Source organism: Intrasporangium mesophilum, from assembly GCF_054783095.1.
In genome coordinates this window covers 232746-253798 of record NZ_BAAGRF010000013.1, presented here as the reverse complement: position 1 = coordinate 253798, position 21053 = coordinate 232746, and the positions used below count along the sequence as shown (strand labels likewise).

The following is a 21053-nucleotide window of genomic DNA, read 5'->3' as shown; positions in this document are numbered from 1 at the left end:
CTCCGATCTCGCAGAAGGGTCCGAGGAGTCATGCACGAGCTAGACCAGACCACCCAGCAGATGATCCGCAGCGTATTGGCCTACGCCGAGAACCGGCTGACCATGGAACCGGTCCCCCTGGACCAGGGCACGCTGCCCGCCGCAGAGCTCAACGCACGGCTCGAAGGCGTGATCCGCGAGCAGGGCCGGCTCCCCGACGAGGTGATGGGCATCTACTCCTCGATCATCGCGCCGTCGGTGATCTCTGCTGACAGCCCTCGGTTCCTCGGCTTCATCCCCGCCGCTCCCACGAAGGCGAGCCTGCTGTTCGACATGCTCGTATCGTGCGCCTCGATCCAGGGGATCTCATGGCTCGAGGCTTCGGGCGCCATCGCTGCCGAGAACTCGGTGTTGCGGCTCATCGCGGACGAGGCAGGGCTTCCGTTGACGGCTGGGGGCTGCTTCGTCTCAGGCGGGTCCGCGGGCAACCTGTCGGCCCTCGCCGTCGCCCGCGAAACCGCCAAGCAGCGCCTCGGCGCGGCCGCTGCCGGGCGCCGGCTCCGGGTCGTGGTCGGCACCGACGCGCACTCCTCGATCGTCAACACCCTCAAGCTCCTGGAGATGGACGCCCTCGTCGTCGACACCCCCGACCACCGGCTCACGTCAGGCGCGGTCGAGTCTGCGCTCGCGGCGCAGAACGACCTTGACGACGTCGTGGCGGTGGTGTGCACCTCCGGCACCACCAATGCCGGCATCATCGACGACCTTGCGGGTGTCGGCGCCCTGGCCAAGGACCAGGGCTGGTGGTTCCACATCGACGGTGCGTACGGGGGCGCAGGCATCTTCGCACCGTCACTGCGGGCGAAGTACGACGGCATCGAGCAGGCCGACTCGTTCATCCTCGACCCACACAAGTGGCTGTTCACGCCGTTCGACTGCTGCGCGCTGCTCTACCGGGAGCCCGGACTGGCGCGCGCCACTCACACCCAGGACGCGTCCTACCTCGATGTCATCCACGTCTCCGAAGGCGAGTGGAACCCCACCGACTACGCCTACCACCTCACCCGACGCGCGCGCGGGCTGCCGCTGTGGTTCTCGCTGGCCGTCAACGGGACAGGCGCCTACCGTAGGGCGATCGAGGCAGCGGCCAGCTTGGCCCGCGAGACTGCGGCGCTGATCAGCCAGACCCCCCACCTCGAACTCATCCGCGAGCCCGATCTCGGGGTCGTGCTCTTCCGTCGCATCGGCTGGACCGCAGAGGACTACGACGCCTGGGCGCAGTCACTGCATGAGGACGAGGTCGCGTTCATCCCACCGACCAAGTGGGAAGGCGAGACTGTCGGCCGATTCGCCTTCCTCCACCCGCACACGACGATGGACATCGTGCGGGAGGTTCTCGACCGCACTGCCTGAGAACGGCGGGCTCGTGGTCCCTTGAACACCGGTCCCGATCCCGGCGATCAGTCGGCGACTCCACGGCTCGGCGCTGGCGTACGGCAGCTCGGCCAGTCAATGGTGACCGAGGTGGCTGCTGTGGTGAGACTGGTCGGGCTCGAACGGCGGCCGGGCCTCGAGCAGCGGCTGAGAGGGGTCCCATCTGGTCCCGTCGCGCTCGTCCTTCAGCTTCCGAGCCATTGCCGACAACGCCTCCAGGACAACGCGGTTGGCCAGTGCCGCAGTGATGTCCGAGTGGTCGTACGCCGGCGCTACCTCGACCACGTCCATCCCGACGACCGGAAGTTCGAGGCAGATCCGGCGCACCGCGTCGAGCAGCTGGCGGGCAGTGAGCCCGCCCGGCTCGGGCGTCCCTGTGCCAGGAGCATGCCCAGGGTCGCAGACGTCGATGTCGACGGACAGGAAGACCCCGTCGCAGTCGTCCATCGCGATGCCGAACGCTTCGCTCAGGCACTCCTCCAGGCCGCGGTGCACGATCTCCGTCATCTCGTAGGAGCGCATATTCTGGTCCGCCATCCATGCCAGCGTCTCGGGCGGCGGCCAGTAGCCCCGCAGACCGATCTGGAGGAACCGGTCACCGCGCAGCGCACCCGACTCGATCAGGCGGCGCATCGGTTGGCCGTGCCCCCACAGGGACCCGAACTCGATGTCGCCGGTGTCTGCGTGCGCGTCGAAGTGGATCATCGAAATCCGGCCGTGGCCCAGGACGTTCGCCACGCCTTTGGCGTCGGGGTAGGTGACCGAGTGGTCGCCGCCAAGGGTGACCGGGATCGCGCCGGACCGGGTGACCTTCTCGACGGCCGCTTCCAGCGCCGGCAGCGCCGCCTCGATCTCGCCGGAATACATCTCGACATCGCCCGCGTCTACGACGCGTAGTTCCTTCAAGCCATCGGTGCGCAGGGCGAGGCTCGGGCGCTCACCGTCGTGCGGAAGGTAGTCGCGCATCCGGATAGCCATCGGTCCGAAGCGTGCTCCGGACCGCGCCGAGGTCCCTCCATCGAACGGTGCGCCCAAGATCACGACCTGCGCGTCGGCATACGTCGACGGGTCGTCGAGGTCGCACATAGGTACGCCGAGGAACGTGAAGTCGGGACCGAACTGTTGGCCGTACCTGGTCATGGTTCAGTGTTTGTGCGCGGTGTGCGAGGAGTCAATAACCGCACGTGGGGCCGGAGTTGGCGGGTTTACCGCACCGAATCTCGGTGGGACGTGCCAGCGTGACCGTATCCTCCTGTCGCGACGACGAAGTATCCCATCGGCCGTCTACACCTCTGGCACCTCGCAAGGACGGCGCGTCTCTCGGCCACGAGCGCGGGCTGATGTGGATCGCTGCACGCATGTGCTCGCGACAGTTCATCCAGCTGGGCCTCGTGGTAGGCCGCCATGGCGTCGCGTGACAGTCGACCGGACGGCGGTGGACACGGGCCTAAGCCAATGCGGCGGACCCGTGCCCGCTGCGTTGCCAGACGCCCCACGAAAGACAGGATGGGCCTCGCCCGTTAAGGTCGAAGCCCATCCTGGTGCGCCGCCTGCCTCAGGTCAGAGGCGCCACTCAGCGGCTAGGTCGGCATCTTTTGCTGTCGGTCCTTGCTAGCGGTTGATGAAGATGTAGTCGGCCTGGTAGGGGACGTTGACGGTCGGCGTGGACTGCGGGTCGCAGGTCCCGGTCGGGGCGAGGCCGCCGACGGTGTTGAGGCGAAGCACCTCGACAGCGTGGGCGAGCAGTCCGGTGGAGTCGCCGATCTGGGTGGCGTCCAGGTTCAGCTCAGCGATATTGCCGGCACCGTTGGAGTTCTTGGTGACCAGCTTGCCGCTGACCGCGCTGCCGTCGGGTGCCTGCCACTGCGGCGTGCCCGCGAGTGGCCGGATGAAGGTGTGGTGGATGCCGCCGGTCAGGTGCGCGTCGACGTCGTGCTGGGCGAAGGCGAACGACCCGTCACCCTGCAGCGTGCAGGCGTAGATCTGGCTGCCGAAGACCACCGATTCCTGCAAGGCGGCAACGCCGCTGGTGCTCACGGCGTGGTTCAGCGAATGGAGCTGGGCACGCACCGCGCCGTCCGGGAACTGTCTGGTGTGCAGATCGGTGTAGAAGCCGCCCGGGTTGGACTGCAGCGCAGCAAGCAGCGTCGGGTCGTTGACCGTGACGGTGCCGGACGCGACGCCGCCCGCCGGTCGCGGCGTGTCGAACAGGGTCAGCACGACCGGGCCGTCCGCTCCTCGACCCGCGGCGTGGATGTCGGCCTCGGTCGGGGGGTCGATGCCGCGCCACGAGACTGAGTAGCTGAGCGTGTCGCCCCGGATGCCGATCAGTTCCAACGCTTGCCCGACCGGGGCGCCCGACGTCACCTCGTTGCGACCCTCCAGGCTGGCAATGAGGGTGGCAGGTGCCGCGGTCGCGTTACCCGGCACGGTGATGCCCGCCGGCGGGGTCACGTCGCTGTTCGCGGAGGCCGCGCCGATGCCAAACGTGCCGAACGAGGCCGCGGCCGCGATGGCAGCGCCAATGCCGTGGGCCACGCGGCGTTTTGTGCTGCTGGTCATGAGTGATCCCTCTCGATTCTGCGGCCGAAGCCTCATGCTCGGCCTGCATGGATTACTACGCAGAGCGGTGGGCCGGCGTTTGTGTCGGGACATGCGGAGAAGGTCACAGCCGTCCGGGCGAACCGCATCAGTCCGTCTTACGTATGCCGCTGCGTCTCCGCTGGCGATGATCCCGAGGAAGGCGCCCGGGTCGCCGGGGCAGCAGGCTGGGACGGGCACGGCCGTCGGCCCCCAGGCGGACGGCATACGGGTATCAGGGGAAAACGCCGCTGGCAATAGATCAGGCCGGCACGGCCTGAGCAAGCATCAGGACTTGTTCGCCTGACCGGTGAGGACGACTTGGCCCGACGACGCCTGGTTGCCGTCGGCGACCTCTTTGGTGATGGTCAGCGTTGGAAACGTGGTCGGGCTCACGCCGGACCAGAGCGTGACGTCGGTGCCCTCGTTGAAGCTACCTATCGGAACGAGAAGCCCTGCGGCGCCCTTCAGCCAAGCCTGGTAGAACTCTCCGTCGGCGCGCCGAGGGAGTCCGGTCGCGTGCAGTTCGATCTTCCATCCACTGTCGGTCTTGGTCAGGGTGACGTTCCCGGCCGCATCTGGCGCGAGCCGGGTCCCGGTCAGGGAGGCAGCGAACTGGAGTGGTTGGTCGAGGGTCGCGTGCAAGCCGACCGTGATGCCCGTGGCCAGGATCCCCGCGGCGGCTGCGGCCATGATCGAACTCCGGATCCGTCGCGCACGCCGGCCGGTGCCGGCCTCTGCGCCGATCGCGGCGACCACCCGCTCCTGGAGGTCGAGCGAGGGCTCGGCCCACACGGCCCGGTCCGCGAGAACGCCGTGCACCCGCTCGATCTCAGCGCGCTCCGCCGGCGTCAGGTCATCGTCGGACATCCGAGCCTCCTTCGCGCGGGTCAGCGCGTGCTGAGTCTGCCGGTTCGGCACGCAGGCCGTGCAGGATGCTCGCCAGCCGGCGGTGCGCCCGGAAGGTCCGCGACTTGACCGTGCCCAGCGGGATCTCGAGCTTGTCCGCGATCTCCGCTTGGCTGAGCTCGTCGAAGTGCTGCATCCGGATCAGATCGCGTTCGGAGGGCGGCAGCTCGTCCAGCGCCCGGCGCACCTCGGCCACGTCGTTGATCTGCTCCGCCGATGGCGGCAGCGTGACCAGCGAGGCGCTGTCGGAGGTGTCGATGTTGTCGAGGTTGCGGTGCCGGCGCTCGCGCCGGTGCACATCGATGGCGACCCGCTTCGCGATCGTGGTGAGCCAGGCCGCGAGCTCCCGGCTCGGGTCGTAGCTTCCCGCAGCACGCCAGGCTTGCACGAACGTCTGCTGGGTGGCGTCTTCCGCGAGGCCGGTGTCCCCGAGCACTCTGAACGCGATCGCGAACACCAGCCGACCGTAGGTCTGGTAGACGACCCGGACCGAGTCCGCGTCTCCAGAGGCGAACCATGACGCCAGCTCGGCGTCGTCCAAGGCCACGGTGGTCACGCTAGACCAAGATTCACCGGCGGCCTCCGTGGTGTGCGGCTGTGCGAGAGTCGCGGCGGTCGCGGTCGCGCTGCGTCTCATTTCCTGCCTACGCAGCCGGGTCCGGCTCGGTTCGCCCGGATCCGGCAGCGGATCGCGGAACTGAACCTGAGCGTGAATGTCGCCGTAGAAGCGGCAGAGGTCGGCTGTACAGGGCCGAACTCGGAGCGTCCCCGGTGACGATGATCTGACGATCCATGACGTTTCCTTTCTTCTTGCCATGGCACCAGCGCGTGGTAGCGCCGTCGCAGGTGTTTCGCCCGGCGTGACCGTGCGTGTGAAGGGTCATGCCGAGCCCGGGACCGATGGCCGGTCTCCTCCAGAGCGTTCCCACAGGCTGTCGGATCCAGTCCTCGGGAGGTCTGGTCCGGTCGCGATGGCCGCGCACTCCGCGGCATCTCGGTCGAGGGCCAGGCGTTCGATGTCGCGGGAGACCTGGCGCAGCTGCCGCTGGGTGGCTTTGTTGTCGGGCCGCTTGACGAGGCGGAACCGGCGTTGCCGACCCCGACGCGCTCGGTAGACCAACGTCGAGGTCAGCAGCGCACCCACCTCGTGCTGGGGCCAGGGATCGACCACCCTCACCACCACGTCCGCTGAGCTGTCGTCGTGCTCGTTGCGGACGAAGCAGGCGACCCCGACCAGACGGCCGTCGGCAGACTCGACAACGAGCGCCACATCATCGCGGCCGTCGAGGTCCGTGAGCTGGTGAACGTCTGCGGCCGTGAGCCGGAGCCTGGGTGCCCTGAACCGGAGCTCGCGCGACCGGGGACCTGGACCGGCGAAGATCTCGAGCAGGGAACCGATTTCTCCGGGCCTGAGCCAACGGACGCGGACCCGCCAGTCCTTTGCCCGACACGTACGCGGCGTGGGTGCAAGCACGGCCGCCTCCTTCGATACAGACATCAGTGCTTGTGCAGGCCACATAGGTCACCTCGGGTAGGAAGGTCGGCAGCGGCCTGAAGGCCACAGCCCGATGGGAAGGAGTCGTGGGGATGGTGAGACCGCCAGTGGCGGTGTAGGCGAGGAGCCCGAGCATCGGAGGCGCGGGGCCGACACGACCCGGCGGCCACTCCGACAGAGACGGCGAAGGGGACAGTCAGTCACCCGGGCTCCCGGGGCTGGCGGCCGGGACGAGGTCGGTCTCATCCCGAGGCGTGGTGCTCCGGCCGATGCTGGAGGCCGCCACGGGGACGCGCCGGCCCGCTAGCGCCGCGAGCCCGGAACCAGCGGCGCAGACCCCGAGCAGCGGGAGCCAGGTCGCGGCCGCTCCGAGAGCGAGCAGGCTCGCCAGGATCACGGGTGCCGCGGCGCCGACGCTGCTGCCCGACAGCTGGAAGAGCGCCAGGTAACGGCCGCGAAGCTCGGCCGGCGCGGCCTCGGCCGCCAGCGCGGAGCTGACCGGCCAGCCGATCGTCTCGCCGAACGTGTAGACAGCGACACCGACCATGACGATCGCGACCGCGACGGCCCCGTGGGCGAGACTCGCGCCGAACAGCACCAGGTAGCCAGCGGCATACCCGAGGTGGCTCGCTGCCATCACCCGGCTGCGCACCCGCCCCTCGAGCCGGCGGACGACGCCGTTCTGGCCGAAGCCGATCAGCAAGGTGTTCACGGTGAACGCCGCCCCGGCGACCCAGCCGGGCAGGCCGAGCACGACCGCCGCGTATACGGGGATGGCGACGGTGAGCACCGAGCCCGAGAAGGCGAAGGTCATCCAGTGCGCCACGACGATCCAGTACGGGCGGTCGCGCAAGACGGTCGTCCACGACTGCTGGGCAACCGCTGGCGCGTCGACCTCTGGCATGGGGCGGGGAACCTGCCTCATGAAGGGGACCGCGCCGAGGAACGACGCTGCGGTCAGCACGATGAGGGCCGTGTATGCCGCGTGGCTGCCGACGGCGAGGGCGGCACCGGCCACCAGTCCGCCGGCCGCCTGCCCGAGGTTACGGATGCCGCCGATGCGGCCGAACCACCGCTCACGCTCGCCAGGGCCGGCTATGGCGCTCAGGGCGACCCCGAAGGTCCCGAAGAACACGTTCCGTCCGGAGCTGGCGACCCAGGCGCAGGCCAGCACGCCCCAGAAGGAGTGCAGGACGAGGTAACCGGCCACGCCGACGGTCTGGGCGACGTTGCTCAGCATCAGGACGGGCCTGGGTCCCAGCTCGTCGACGACGCGGCCCGACCACAGGCCGATCGGAAGGGCGAGGAGCCCGGCAACGGTCAGCGCCGTGCCGATCGTGGGCAGGCCGAGATGGGTGGTCGCGAGCAGGAAGATGATGGTGGCTGGCTGGAACACGCCGGCCGCCACGGAGTCGATCGCCATCGCGGTGACGAAGGACCGGTGCTGGTCGTCCATGTGGGTGTCTTCCTTGGTCTGCACGCATCAGCGCCTGACCAAGCAGTTCTACGGACGGTGCCGCACCCCTTGCGTCGGTACCTGATACCGAGATCAGGCTGGCGGAGTACCGAGATCGGGAGCCGCGTCGGCCAACGCGCGGAAGGCCTCCGAGGCGCGATGCCGCGAGGTGACGCCGAGCTTGGCCAGCACGGCGGAGACGTGGGTGTCGACGGTCCGCCGCGACAGGACCAGGCGGTCGGCGATCTGCGCGTTCGTGAGCCCCTCCGCTACCAGCGCGAGCACGGCCAGCTGGCGATCGGTCAGCCCGCTGGGGTTGCCCCGGGTGCGGGCCACGGGCCCCCTGGGCACGGACGTGGACCCTTCATCGCGGAGCTGTCGGCGGATTCGCCGGCCGAGACCGACGGCGCCCAGCTGGTCGAGCATTGCCAGTGCCCGGAGCCGCGTGGTCTCGTCGCCCGCCTCGGCCAGGGCCTGAGCCTCTTCGTAGGGGCGTCCGAGCGCGCGCCAGCCTTCCGCGGCCTCCTGCCATCGACCGGCGGCCTGCTGCGCGAACGGCGAGTCCGTCTGCTGCTGCAGCTGGATGAGTTCGTCGTCGGGTCGGGGGTAGCCAACCGCGCGCAGGCGGTAGGCCAGCTCGGCTTGCAGCCGGCGGTCACCGAGCCGCTCGGCCTCGCGGTAGACCGAGATGGCCCGGGTGATCGGGGGAACCGTGCCGGCCAGGAACGCCACCTCGAGGGCGGCGGCCGCGACAGGTCCCCGACGCTGCAGCTCATCCGCACGCTCGGCCACCCGCCACGCCTCCTGCAGCTTCTCGAAGTGGCCCGGCGAGGCCGTACGGGCCGCGAGCAGAGCCTCGACCACGAGCGTGACTCCGCGACTCGTGTGTGCGGACTCCGGGACGGCCGCGGCGAGCTCCGCGGCACGCCGCCAGTCGCAGTCGGCCATCGCGATCCGGGACCGGATCGCGGTCAGGTGTGTCTCGTACAGCTGGTGCTCCGCCTCGACCGCCAGCGCCAGCCCGTCGGCGACAGCGGTGTCGGCGGCGACCATCGCGTGGCGCCCCACCAGACTCCATGCCAGGTTGACGTACCCGCGGCAGGCGGCGTCGGCGTCCCCGACCGAGAGCGCGAGCTCGATGGACCGGCGCAGCTCGGGCTCGCCCCCGTCGGTGATCACCATCAAGCTGGCGCCGACGTTGTTGAGGGCGCGCGCCATCGTCAAGGTGTCGCCGGCCTCGGTGGCGTACGCGACCGCCTGCCTGCCGAGCTCGATGGCGGGCAGGTACTCGCCATACAGCATCGCGATCTGGGAGCGGTTGGCCAGGGCGAGCGCCTGGGTACCCGGGTGGGCGGAGCTGGTCGCACGACTCACGGCTTCGTCTGCGGACTGCAGTGCGAGCCGCGGCTGGCCGGCGACCCACGCGAGCCGGCTCAGCCAGCACAGGCTTCGGACCAGACGCCCCTCGTCGGGGTCACCGCGGCGAAGGTCGACGGCGCGCTCGGCCGCCGTCACGCCACTCGGGTCACCCGAGAGGTACAGCTGGATGCCGAGTGCCTCCCAGAGGTCGGCGCGGTCCTCCGGAGGGATGAGGGCTTCATGCCGGAGCACCGTCCGGAAGTGGGCGATCGCCTCCCGGTGCGACCCGGATGCCGCCGCCTCCTGGGCGGCACGCGGCCCCTCCGCGATGACGGTCGCGATGTCACCGCACGCCACGGCATGGTGCACAAGGCGGCCGGGGTCCGCGTCGCCGAGCCCGAGCAGCGCATCCAGGGCCCTGCGGTGGAGGATCGTCTGCCGCGCCCCGGGAACGCCCCGGAGCACCGCCATGCGGGTGAGCTCATGCCGGAACCTCACCTCGGCGTTGACGACGGTCAGCAGACCGGACTGCTCGCCGGGCGCCAGGGCTTCCCAGGCCCCGTCGACGAGGGCGGTCGCGAGTGCGGGCTCGACGGAGCCGGGGACGACTGCGAGCAGCTCGACCAGGGCGCGCGTGTCCTCGGGCAGGCGAGCCAGGCGCTCGGCCACCGCCCCCACGACGGACAGCGGGGTCGTCGTCGTCCGGCTGGCCAGAATCTCGGTCACCAGGTAGGGGTTGCCCGTGGTGAGTGCGAAGACGTCGTCGGAGTCCACGTCGTGTCCCGCGCACAGGGTGCTGACCGCCTCCGGCGACAAGGACGACACGTGGAGGGAGATGGCGGTCGAGGATGCGGCCGCCGCCAAAGCGCCCAGTCCCGCCGGGGTCGCCTCGTCGTCGCGGAACGTCACGAGCAGGAGCGCGTGGAGCGAGGCGAGCCGACGCGCGACATACCGGAGCACGTCGAGTGTGCCCTCGTCGGCCCAGTGCAGGTCCTCGACCACCATGACCGTGGTCGGCCCGTCGCCCAGTGCCGCGAGCAGTGCCGACATCACGAGGTCGCGGTCGCCTGCCTGGACGGCGGTGCGGAACTCAGGGCCCAGGCTCGCCGCGAGATCCTTCATCGGCCCGAGAACCCGAGGCGTCGACAAGGCGTCGCAGTATCCGGTGAGCACGCGGGTGTTCGCGCGAACCGAGGATTGGAACGCCCGCACCAGAGACGTCTTGCCGACGCCCGCCTCCCCGGAGACCAGGACGACCGAACCCCGTCCCTGGTCGGCGGCGCGCACCGCCGAGGCCAGCATCCGCAGCTCCTCGCTCCGTTCCAGGAGCCGCCCGGTCATCTCGCCACCATGCGACCAGCATCACAGTCAGGAAGGCAGCGGGAAACGCCCATGCCGATCTGGACCTCGGCACTGCGGTTCGGAGGGCGGCCGCAAGGACTGCGCAGTTGCCAGGGATTGCCAGCCGGGCCACCGGAAGTTCAGTGTCGCTGCACCGAATCGGGCTGTGGGGTGGCCGAGGTCGGCAGGGTGACCGAGACGGCGGCGGCCGAGGAGGCAGCGTCCTGCAGGGTGCCCGCTGCGGTGCGGTGGCGGCCCATGACGACCGCCATGAGCAGGCCTGCGACGCTGAAGCCGGCCATCACCCACGAGGCCGTGGCCAGCCCGGAGGCCAGCGCGTCGGCCGGCTGGGCGCCCTTGGCGCTCTGGTTGGCGCTGACCGAGCCGTAGATGGAAGCGGCCAGCGCGGTCGCGACGGCGGCGCCGACGTAGCGGGCCATGTTGGACACGCCCGATGCGGCGCCGACCTGGTTGGCGGAGACGCACGCCGTCGAAGCTGAGGAGGCCGGGCCGTTCGATAGCCCCATCCCGACGGCGATGGCGATGAGCGGAAGGACGAAGGCGGAGTACTTCCAGTCGGAGTCGACGACGCCGACGAGCGCGAATCCGACCGCGGTGAGCAGGAACCCGAGCGCGATGACCTGTCGACCGCCGAACCGTGCGGCGAGCCTCGGCACGAGCGGCGCCACGGCGACGAGGCCGACCGTGGCGGGCAGGGTCGCGAGGCCGGCCTGGAGCGGGCTGAACCCGAGGGTGGCGGGGTTCTGGAAGTAGAGGCTCAGCAGGTACATCAGCCCGTTGATCGTGCCGGCGCCGATGAGGATCGCGATGGTGGCGCCGACGAGGATCCGGTTGCGCAGCAGCGCGAGGTCGAGCAGCGGCACCTCGACGCGGCGCTCGACGACGACGAACAGGTATCCGGCGACGACGCTCACCACGAAGCAGCCGATCGTCGCGAGCGACCCCCAGCCCCAGTCGCTTCCCTTGCTCAGCGCGAGGATGAGTGGCGCGAGGGTCAGCGCGACCAGGACCGTCCCGGCATAGTCGATCGAGCGGGAGCGGCTGGGGTCGCGCGACTCGCTGACCGTGAAGTAGGTCAGCACGACGCAGATCGCGCCGATGACCGCGTCGACCCAGAAGAGCCCCTGCCACCCGGTGATGTCGACGAGCACCCCGCCGACCAGCGGTCCGGCCGCGGCGCCCACCGCGGCCGCGGCACCCCACAGCGACACCGCCCGCAGCTGGGCCTGGCCGCTGTTGGCCACCGACAGCAGGCTCAGCCCGCACGCGAGGATCGTGGAGCCCGCGGCGCCCTGGATGAACCGCCCGGCGATGACCATGCCACCAGAGGTGGACAACGCGATGAGCACGCAGGACGCGACGAACAGCAGCAGCCCGAGCTGGAAGACACGCTTGCGCCCGAAGACGTCACCGAGCGAGCCGGAGGTGATGATGACGGCCGCGCCGACAAGCGAGTAACCGGTGACGGCCCACTGCAGGGTCGTCACGTCGGTACCGGTGTCCTCGCTGATGGCCGGGAGCAGGATGCTCACCGCCGAGGTGTTCGCGTTGACGACGAGGGTCGAGAGGCACGTGGCCGCCAGCACCCCGCCGGTCCGTGACCTGACTTCGACATCGCTCATGTCACGGACGGTAGGTCGGCGAGGTGGCTCGCCGCCTCACCCGGTTCGGGCGAGTTGTCACGATCCCGTCACGCCGGGTGGTCACCCGAGGTGGGTGCGGCGGCTTGGGCCTTCGCGGGGCGTCGTGCCCCTCCTAGATGCCGCGCCAGGTCGAGGTGGCGCGGCCGACGCGCTCTGCGATGCCGGAGCCCACGAGCACCCCGACAGCTATCGCGACGATTGACATGAGCGCGTTGAGGAAGTCGCCAAGCCCGGCAGCCTGGTCGGCACCGACGATCTGTGCAACTCCCTGCAGCCCCAGGGCACCAGGCACCAGAAGCCAGAAGGTCGGCAGGAACGTCACCGGCACAGGAGGCCCGCTCTTTCGGCTCTGGATCGCGTAGCAGACCGGCAGCACCACAGCCGCCGCGACGAAGCTCGCCCCGAGCGATCCCAGTGCGCGGCCGGAAAGCACCTGGACGGCATACCCGATGTAGAGCACGAGCAGAAGCCAGCCGAAGGTCCGGCGCGGGGCGGACGAGGCGAGGTACTGGCCGAGGCCGAAGACGAGCACGCCCACCCACGGCGCCCACCCGCCCAGCGCGCGGGAGGCGTCGCCGGAGGGCGTCGGTACGCCGGCCAGCTGGGCTCCCATGGCAATGCCGAAGGTCAGCAGGAGCAGCCGTTCCAGCCCGAAGACCAGGCGGGCCGACCCGGCGAGCATGTCCCCGGTCGAGAGCTCGACGGTGCCCATCGTCAGGGCGGCACCCGGCAGGAACGTCACGAGCGCGGGGATGACGATCTCGAGCGGCGGGGTGTCGAGCGCCGGGGACACCCAGGCGAACACCACCCAGGTGACGACGAACGCCGTGGCGACCGGGAGGATGAGCGAGAGCGTCGGCTCCTTGTCGGCCCACCAGCGCATCGACCCGGTCAAGAGCCCGAGCAGCACGAAGACAGGCATCACCGCGACCGTCGGGTTGAGCATGAGCCCCAGCCCTAACGTCAGGATTCCGCTGCCGAGCACGGCCACGACCGGCCCGAACCGCGGCGGCGCAGTGAGCAGCTCGTCGAGACGCTTGCGGGCGATGTCCACCTCGACCGTGGCACGCCGGATGTCGTCGACGAGTCGGTAGAGGGCGTCCACCTGGTCGAGCCGCATGGGCATGCTGCCTCCGGTCCTGACGTCGACCCGGCTCGACGCGCCCAGGTCGATGCGCACGAACAGCCCTGTCGGCACGACGAAGAACGTGACTCCCGTCGCGGCATACATCCTCGCGACCTCGTCGAGGATCTGGGTGACCCGGTCCGCTGGCTCACCCGCGCGCGACAGAGCGATCCCGAGGCCGCACAACAGCTCGAGCACCGCCTCTGGCGGCTGGGCCGGTACCGGCTCGGGGGCCGGAGGGACCTCGCCCGCCAACCGGCCGGCGAAGTCGGAGACCCGGGACCAGATGCGGCCCGTGAGGGAGTGTGGCTTGCCAGGCGGCTGAGCCTCCTTGCCGGCCACGGTGATCGACGCCGTATGCCGTCAGCCGCGGGCTGTCGCGTACGCCTGGAGGAAGAGCGCCTCAACGAGTGCCATGTTCGCGATCTCCGTCGGGTCGACGCTCTCGTTCGGCGCGTGGATGAGGGCGAGGGGCTCCTCCACGCCCATGAGGAACAGCTCCGCGTCGGGGTAGGTCTCGGAGAACACGTTGCACAGCGGGATCGACCCACCCTGGCCCAGCATGGCCATGGGCTTGCCGTAGGCCTCCTGCATCGCGCCAGACATGGCACGGTAGGCCGGTCCGTCGGTTGCGGCCCGGAAGGGCGATCCCGTGGCCTCCGTCTCGACGACCACATGCACGCCCCAGGGCGCTGCGGAGAGCAGCTGCTCTCGCAAGGCCCGCTCCGCCGTGGCCGGGCTGGTTCCTGGCGGGATGCGAAGGTTGAGGCGGGCCCGTGCGGTCGGCGCGATCGCGGCCGCCGATCCCACGACGGGCGGGCAGTCGATCCCGAGGATCGTCAGCGACGGTCGTGCCCACAGCATGTCCGAGACGGTTCCGGACCCCAACAGCGTGGCGCCCTCGAGCACCCCCGCGTCTCCGCGGAACTGGTCTGGGGGATAAGGCTCCCCGGCCCAGGTCTCGGTGTTGTCGAGCCCGGTGACGGTCGTGTTGCCTTCAGCGTCCCGCAGCGACCCGAGCATCGCGACAAGCGCAGCGAGGGCGTCCGGGGCGGCCCCGCCGAACATTCCGGAATGGACCTCCGATGCGAGCGCCTCGACCGAGACGACGACGTTGACCATGCCCCGAAGGCTCACGGTGGCCGCCGGGACGCCGACCGCCGCGTTCCCCGTGTCGCACACGAGAATCGCGTCGGCGCGGAGCAGGTCGGCGTTGGGTGGCACGAATGCCTCGAGCCCTCCAGTGCCCTGCTCCTCGGAACCCTCGACGACGAGCTTGAGATTCACGGGGATGTCGGCGCCGAGCGCACGGAGCGCCGTGAGATGCATGACGATGTTGCCCTTGCAGTCCGCGCTGCCCCGGCCGCACCAGCGGTCAGCAACCTCGGTGAGCTCGAACGGCGGTGTGCGCCAAGCCTGTTCGTGCAGGGGCGGCTGGACGTCGTAGTGGGCGTACAGCAGGACTGTCGGAGCGTTCGGGTCGCCGCACGGCCGCGACCCGACGACCGCCTGGCTGCCGTCGGCCGTCTCCGCCAGACGCGCATCGGCGAACCCGACCGCGGCGAAAGCGTCCAGAACCCACTGCGCTGCCTTGGCGCACTCCTCCGGCGGGTACTGCCGCGGGTCCGCCACCGAGGGGATCGCGACGAGCTCGGCGAGGTCAGCGCGCGCCTGATCCATCAGACCGGCCACCCGGTCACGCAGCTCCATGTCTCAGCTCTTCACGGTGTTGTCGAGGTTCAGTCCGTTGACGAACTCCTGGAAGCTCGGCAGCTGGTCCGGGCAGTAGATCTTGATGATGGCCAGCTCTCCCTTGACCACCCGGTTGTCGGCGATGACCGGGCGCATCCCCGGGCCCGCGGCGCCGTTCATGAGCTGCCCCAGGAAGATCGACTTGCGCAGCGCCCCCGACGGGTCGTCGCAGACGGCGCCGCCGTCGTCACCGAGCACGGTCACGACCTGATCCTGGGTCGGCGCCGGGAGGCCCGCCGCCTTGAGGGCGAGGATGAGCTGGTTCGCCTTCGCCTGGGCCGCCTCGGTGGACTCCTTGGCCCGATGGGTGAACAGCGAGACGACCAGAAGCACCACGAAGACAGCGGCGATGACGATGTACATCGTCCGATGTTCGCGGTGGGTCGGCTCGCGGTGGGTCGGCTGCTCCGTGACGGTCATGATGCCGCCACCTCCTTGGCTTCGGGCAGCTTCCACGACGGCTTGCGAAGCCGGTAGAAGAGGAACGGCACCAGCAGGCCGAGGCCCAGGGCGCCACCGGCCACGATGATCAGGTAGACGCCGGTGCTGCCGCCGCCGAACTGCGACGGTGGCACGAAGCCGATGAGCAGGGCGGCGAGCGAGGCCGCGAACCCGACCCCGCACAAGCCGGTCAGCATCGGTGCCCGGTAGCCGCGAGCGTGGTCGGGATCGTTGCGGCGCAAGCGAACCGCGGCCACGAACATGAGCAGGTACATGATGAGGTAGACCTGCGTCGTGATGACGGAGAAGATCCAGTAGGCACTGGACACGTCCGGGATCAGGGCGTAGCCGAGCGCGATGACCGTGGTGACGAGCCCCTGGGCCACGAGGATGTTCTGCTGCACGCCCTGCTTGTTCAGCTTCTGCAGCCACGGAGGCAGGTACCCCTCCTGCCGCGAGATGAGCAGCAGCCCCTTGGACGGCCCGGCGAGCCACGTCAGCATGCCACCGAGCGAGGCGGCAACGAGCATGATGCCGAGGATCGGAGTCAGCCACTGGGCGCCGAAGTTCGCGAACACCGCGTCGAAGGCCTGCATCACTCCGGCGGTGAGCGAGAGCTGGTCGGCAGGCACGATCCAGCTGATCGCGAGCGCGGGGAGGATGAAGATGGCCAGGACCAGACCCATCGCCAGGAAGATTGCCTTGGGGAACTCCTTACCTGGGTTGCGCAGCGAGCCCACGTGCACCGCGTTCATCTCCATGCCCGAGTAGGACAGGAAGTTGTTGACGATGAGCACGAGGCTGGACAGGCCCGCCCACGCCGGGAGCAGGTTGCTTGCGGTCATCGGCGCGGCGGACGGGTTGCCCTGGCCCAGGAACACGATGCCGAGGACGACCAGCAGCGTGCCCGGGATGAGCGTGCCGATGACCAGTCCCCAGCTCGCAAGGCCCGCAACGCCGTTCGTGCCCCGGGACGAGACCCACACGCCCGACCAGTAGACGACGACGATGACCAGGGCCGTCCAGACCCCGCTCGAGGCGAGGGCGGGGTTGATGACGTACGCCAGGGTGCTCGCGACGAACCCGAGCAGGCTCGGGTAGTAGAAGATCGTCATCGCGAACTGGCACCACACCGCGAGGAAGCCCATGGGCTTGGAGATCCCGCGAGCCACCCAGTTGTAGACGCCGCCGTCATAGCCCGACGCCAGCTCCGCCGAGACCAGCGAGGTCGGCAGCAGGAAGACGATGGCCGGGACGATGTACAGGAAGACGCAGGCCAGACCGTAGATGGCCATCGTCGGCGCGGCACGAAGACTCGCGACCGAGCTGGTGGTCATGAGAGCGAGAGCGATCCACGAGATGTAGGGGACCGCCCTGGCCCGTGTGCGGGTCGAGGCGGCCGGGACCGGCTGGTCGGCCGCGGCGTCGGCGGTGCTCATCCGGCCCACCTCCCGCCGGCCCTCGCCCGCAGGGATACCTGAACAAGCCGCATACTGACCCCCTCATGCCCTGGAGCCGAGGCGCACCCCCGACGGGTTCATAGTTCGTCCGCGAGGAATCGGACACATCACCTGTCCCGGGTGACCCGTTGGCCACGGCCTACGCGACGATGTGCAGCCCGTGGTCGGTGTTGTTGAGGCGGCGCCCACCGTCCTCGGTCACCGTGACGATGTCCTCGATGCGCACACCGAACCGCCCCGCGAGATAGATCCCGGGTTCCACGGAGAAGCACATCCCCGGCACGAGGAGCCGCTCCTCGCCCTCGACCATGTAGGGCGGCTCATGTGTCGTGACACCGATGCCGTGCCCGGTCCGGTGGATGAACGCCTCGCCGTAGCCGGCCTCCGTGATGACCGCCCGTGCGGCACGGTCGATCTCCTGGCAGGACACGCCCGGCCGGACCGCGTCCACCCCGGCCTGCTGGGCCTGCCGGACAACCTCGTGGATCTCCCGGATCTCCTCGGTCGGCTCGCCGACGCACACGGTGCGGGTCGTGTCCGAGCCATAGCCGTACTTGAGCCCGCCGAAGTCGAGCACCACCGCGTCGCCGACCTCGATGATCCGGTCACCGGCCTCGTGGTGTGGGTTCGCCCCGTTCGGGCCCGACCCGACAACGGTGAAGTCGACCTGCTCATGTCCGAACTCGCGCAGCAGTTCCGCCAGGTCCGCCGCGACCTCGGTCTCCCGCCGGCCCGCGAACCGGCGCGTCACGATCTGCTCGTATGCCGCATCGGCGGCCTGTCCCGCTGCCGCCAGCCGTTCGAGCTCGTCGGCGTCCTTGACCGCCCGCATCATCGGCAGGCTGTCGGTGACAGACCGGTACCGCGACCCCGGCAGCCGCGCCTGCAGTCCGAGCAGGTGCATCGCCCACGCGGAGTCCGAGACGCCGTATGCGCCGCCTGGGAGCAACAGCTCTGCCGCCGCGGCATATGGGTCGGTGGCGTCGGCCCAGTCCTTGAGCGTGAGCCCCATGGCCCCCTCGGCCCCCTCCGCGTCCGGCCGCTCGAGTGCCGGGACGAGCAGCGTGGGCTCCTGGTCGCGATGCAGGACAAGCACCGTGAGCCGCTCGGTGATCGCCGTGGGCTGGTACCCCGTGAGCCAGACGAGGTCAGGCCCGGGCGTGACGAGGACGCCATCCAGGCCCACCTGGGAAGCGGCTTCGACGACCCGTTCGGCGCGGGCCCGGTAGTCCTCGGTGGTGAACGGCTCGGGTGCGCCCCCTGATGCGCTCATTCTGGTCTCCTTCGCGTCTGTCACCACGCTAGGAAGACCACCGGCTGGACGTGGTCACCCGAACCGGGTGAGCGCGGACCGCCCCTGGACGTCGAGTGCATCACCGTGGTCGATTCGCACGCTCGCCCAGACGGAGATCCGGTGCGCACGTCTCCGCTTCACCCGGGGGCGATGTTCGGACTACTGCGGCTCGGGTCGGTCATGAGCTTTGTCCCCAACGCGGTGATGACGGCACCCCCGCTGCTTACGAGACGAGGTTCCGCGGCGAAAGCCACGTGGTGCGGCATACGTCGTCATCCAGCTCACGCCTTGGTAGGTCGCCTCGTGGATGGACGCGTGTCAGCGCGGGTCGTTGGTGAAGCGTCCGCTGGTGGTATCTGTCGATACCATGACGGCATGGCGATGACTCTGCGTTTGGGCGAGGCCGATGACCGGATGCTGACCGAGCGCGCCCGAAGTGAGAACCGCAGCAAGCAAGAGGTCGCGCGCGAGGCGATCCACGCCTACCTCACGGACCAGGTGCGGCGGATCGAGGACTTGGAGGATGAGCTCGCGCTGGCGCGGTACCAGCTGCGGCGGCAGCTTGGCGAAGTCAGGTATGTCACGCAGGCCGAGGCCAGGTCATCTCTGGGGCTTGCTCCGGTGCCGCGGGGCGCGGGGGGTTGACCTACGAGCTCGTCTGGGCCGACGAGGCGTTCGCGGCGGCACAGGTCTTCATGGCCGATGACCCCAAGGGTCTGGCCGCGGTGTTCGACGCGGTGGATGAGCTGGCGGACGACCCGCGCCCGGCGAGCGCCTTTGCGTGGGGGAATGCAGACCGGCTGCGCCTTCGCGTCGGTCGCTACCGCGTTCTGTACGAGGTCGACGAGCGGGTGGTCAGGATCGTGGTCATCCATGTGGGTCGTGCCGGCTGACGGCCGACACGATCGTGGTGATGGCGAGACGGGCTGGTGGGACGCTCATGAAACGCCGAGGGTACGAGCGATGCGTGCGACGCCTCGGCGATCTTGGCTACTCACACACGATGCCGTCATGGTCGCGGTCGGTGTACCAGTCGTACTCCGGGTCCTTGCCTTGGTAGTAGGGCCCGTAGCCCGCGGCGTTGGCGGCCTTGCACGTCGCGAAGCGCGGGTCCGTCGCCGTGGGGGGCTTGGCGGGTGGTGGCGTGGTCGTGCGCTGGGGGGCGGGTGTGACGGTCTGGACGGGTCCACCACCGAGGGGGATGGCCTTCGAGGTCGGCAGCACCTGGTTCGGACAGGTCTGCAGGATGCGCGCCATGGCGTCGTGCTCGGCCTGGGTGACCCAGAGGTCGTACTTGACCTTGACCGCGACCTGCCGCGCCACGTAGGAGCACCGGTTGCTCGTCTTCGGCGGCAGCCAGGTGGCGGCGTCGCCGTCGCCCTTGGCCTGGTTCGTCGTCCCGTCCACCGCCAGCAGGTTCAGCGGGTCGTTGGCGAACGCCGTCCGGCTCGACAGGCTCAGCTTCTGCGCACCTTTCTGCCACGCATCGGACAGCGCGACCACGTGGTCGATCTGGACGGCCGAGGACGTGTCCTGGCCCCGGACGAACCGGATGGTGTTGCCCGTGTACGGGCTCACCAGGGTGCCGCTGAGCACCAGGCACCCGTTGGTGCCGGCCTTGAGCGTGAAGTTCTTCAGGTCCCGGCGCAGGACGTCGTTGCGGGTGTCGCACCCGTTGCGGTCGGCGTCGAACCAGGCTTGGCCGAACTGATCTCGCGAGTAGCCGGTCTTGGGCGCGCGGCCCTTGACGGTGAGGTCCGCGACGGCGGCCAGCGCGGTGCCCTTTTCGGCGGTCTCGGGGCCGACGGTGGGCGCTGTGGGGGAGGGCGTCGTCGGGGTCGGTGTCGTCGGGGTCGGTGTCGTCGGGGTCGGGGTTGGCGTGTCGGACGCTTGCGGGCTCGCTGTGAGCGGCGCGGAGGACGAGTCGGTGGGAACCGCGACCGGGGACACGTCGGTCGGGCCCGCGGTCGCGGCGGCGACGGCGAAGAGCGCGAATGCCGCAGCGACCGCGGCGCCGCCGGCGCCGCGGCCCCGAAGCCGGGCCCAGTCCACGTGCCCGCGGGCGAGCGCGACGATCGCCACGACCAGGACATACGTCCCGGCCAGGACCAATGCGCCGCTCACCCCGGAGCTGGCAGCCCCGAGCAGCGTGGTGACCCCGAGACCGCCCCACCCGAGCCAGCTCGCCAGGCCTGGGCGTGCGATGTCGTGTCTGGTGTCCGTGGACGTGGAGCGCGCGGGCTGCCCGCCGGTGCCTGCCGCCGCAGGCGCTGTCGGGGCCGACGGGCCGGGTGCGACGTGTTCAGACCACTGCTGCCCGTCCCAGTACCGCTGGTCGCCCTCGGGCGTTGGGTACCACCCCGCCGGGGGAGCAGGTGCGCTCATCGATCCGCCTTCTCGTGTGGAGGCCGCAGTGGGTCAGGCACCTGCGGAGAGTAGTCAGACCGGGTGAGACTACGCGGCGGTTTCCGGAAGATTGTCCGAATCGGCACCTGGGCCCGTAACGTCCCCATGCTGTGGCCACGATGCGCCATCGGTCAGGGTCGAAGGTCCCTGCACGGGCGTGATCCCGGTAACGGGCGACCGCGCCAAAGAACGCTGGCGATGAAGGACGGCCGGCCGATGGCCCGAGCGAGGTATCGGTGCCGTGGCCGTTGCTCCACGAGTTGGCGCTCAGCACCGAAACCATGGCGCGCGGGTCTCAGCCACGGCGTTCGACCTGCTCTCGCGAAGGCGTATGCCGCAGGCACCGCCCAGACGCTC

At 70.0% G+C, this 21053-nt stretch carries 17 protein-coding genes; 3 read left to right on the top strand and 14 right to left on the bottom strand.

Translation table 11 applies throughout. The features are described from left to right. The first annotated feature begins 30 nt into the window (after window positions 1–30). Complete coding sequence (locus ACYVLP_RS12595) at window positions 31–1392, top strand: pyridoxal phosphate-dependent decarboxylase family protein (protein WP_460627691.1); 1362 nt, start codon at window positions 31–33, stop codon at window positions 1390–1392. A 96-nt stretch (window positions 1393–1488) separates the two neighbouring features. On the opposite strand, the gene speB is transcribed toward ACYVLP_RS12595, so the two are convergent. The 13 genes from speB to ACYVLP_RS12530 all read right to left on the bottom strand — a co-directional run bounded on the left by speB (window position 1489) and on the right by ACYVLP_RS12530 (window position 18269). Beyond that, entirely contained in the window at window positions 1489–2553 is a 1065-nt protein-coding gene (gene speB / locus ACYVLP_RS12590; protein WP_460627690.1) for an agmatinase, read from the bottom strand. Between the two features lie 471 nt (window positions 2554–3024). Next, window positions 3025–3975, bottom strand: a complete 951-nt coding sequence (locus ACYVLP_RS12585) for a CHRD domain-containing protein (protein ID WP_460627689.1) — start codon at window positions 3973–3975, stop codon at window positions 3025–3027. Window positions 3976–4281: 306 nt separating this feature from the next. After that, complete coding sequence (locus ACYVLP_RS12580; RefSeq protein ID WP_460627688.1) at window positions 4282–4863, bottom strand: anti-sigma factor; 582 nt, start codon at window positions 4861–4863, stop codon at window positions 4282–4284. Beyond that, window positions 4850–5449: an RNA polymerase sigma factor gene (locus ACYVLP_RS12575; RefSeq protein WP_460627687.1), complete on the bottom strand. Its 600-nt coding sequence runs from the start codon at window positions 5447–5449 to the stop codon at window positions 4850–4852. The genes ACYVLP_RS12580 and ACYVLP_RS12575 overlap by 14 nt, the downstream gene beginning before the upstream one ends. A gap of 333 nt (window positions 5450–5782) precedes the next feature. After that, window positions 5783–6376 (bottom strand): hypothetical protein, encoded by a 594-nt coding sequence (locus ACYVLP_RS12570; protein ID WP_460627686.1) that lies wholly within the window; start codon window positions 6374–6376, stop codon window positions 5783–5785. 217 nt (window positions 6377–6593) lie between these two features. Beyond that, window positions 6594–7853, bottom strand: coding sequence for an MFS transporter (locus tag ACYVLP_RS12565; protein ID WP_460627685.1), 1260 nt, complete (start codon window positions 7851–7853; stop codon window positions 6594–6596). Window positions 7854–7946: 93 nt separating this feature from the next. Further along, window positions 7947–10553: an ATP-binding protein gene (locus tag ACYVLP_RS12560; protein WP_460627684.1), complete on the bottom strand. Its 2607-nt coding sequence runs from the start codon at window positions 10551–10553 to the stop codon at window positions 7947–7949. A gap of 140 nt (window positions 10554–10693) precedes the next feature. Beyond that, window positions 10694–12196 carry an MFS transporter gene (locus tag ACYVLP_RS12555; RefSeq protein WP_460627683.1) on the bottom strand — a complete coding sequence of 501 codons (1503 nt, stop codon included), beginning with the start codon at window positions 12194–12196 and terminating at the stop codon, window positions 10694–10696. 133 nt (window positions 12197–12329) lie between these two features. Next, window positions 12330–13685: a threonine/serine exporter family protein gene (locus tag ACYVLP_RS12550; RefSeq protein WP_460627682.1), complete on the bottom strand. Its 1356-nt coding sequence runs from the start codon at window positions 13683–13685 to the stop codon at window positions 12330–12332. A gap of 21 nt (window positions 13686–13706) precedes the next feature. Further along, complete coding sequence (locus ACYVLP_RS12545; protein ID WP_460627681.1) at window positions 13707–15053, bottom strand: M20/M25/M40 family metallo-hydrolase; 1347 nt, start codon at window positions 15051–15053, stop codon at window positions 13707–13709. A gap of 3 nt (window positions 15054–15056) precedes the next feature. Beyond that, the gene (locus ACYVLP_RS12540) at window positions 15057–15515 is read right to left on the bottom strand and encodes a hypothetical protein (protein WP_460627680.1); all 459 of its coding nucleotides are present in this window, start codon (window positions 15513–15515) and stop codon (window positions 15057–15059) included. After that, complete coding sequence (locus ACYVLP_RS12535; protein ID WP_460627679.1) at window positions 15512–16975, bottom strand: APC family permease; 1464 nt, start codon at window positions 16973–16975, stop codon at window positions 15512–15514. Before ACYVLP_RS12535 ends, ACYVLP_RS12540 begins: the two co-directional genes overlap by 4 nt. Window positions 16976–17135: 160 nt before the next feature. Continuing rightward, window positions 17136–18269, bottom strand: a complete 1134-nt coding sequence (locus ACYVLP_RS12530) for a M24 family metallopeptidase (RefSeq protein WP_460627678.1) — start codon at window positions 18267–18269, stop codon at window positions 17136–17138. A gap of 396 nt (window positions 18270–18665) precedes the next feature. Between ACYVLP_RS12530 and ACYVLP_RS12525 the strand changes: the two genes are divergently transcribed. Both ACYVLP_RS12525 and ACYVLP_RS12520 read left to right on the top strand, forming a co-directional pair. Continuing rightward, on the top strand, window positions 18666–18935 hold the full coding sequence (locus tag ACYVLP_RS12525; RefSeq protein ID WP_460627677.1) for a hypothetical protein: 270 nt from the start codon (window positions 18666–18668) through the stop codon (window positions 18933–18935). Continuing rightward, a complete protein-coding gene (locus ACYVLP_RS12520) occupies window positions 18932–19183 on the top strand; it encodes a type II toxin-antitoxin system RelE family toxin (RefSeq protein WP_460627676.1) in 252 nt (83 codons plus the stop codon). The genes ACYVLP_RS12525 and ACYVLP_RS12520 overlap by 4 nt, the downstream gene beginning before the upstream one ends. A 97-nt stretch (window positions 19184–19280) precedes the next feature. Here ACYVLP_RS12520 and ACYVLP_RS12515 read toward each other — a convergent pair whose 3' ends face one another. Beyond that, a complete protein-coding gene (locus tag ACYVLP_RS12515; RefSeq protein ID WP_460627675.1) occupies window positions 19281–20675 on the bottom strand; it encodes a GmrSD restriction endonuclease domain-containing protein in 1395 nt (464 codons plus the stop codon). Window positions 20676–21053 lie beyond the last annotated feature (378 nt).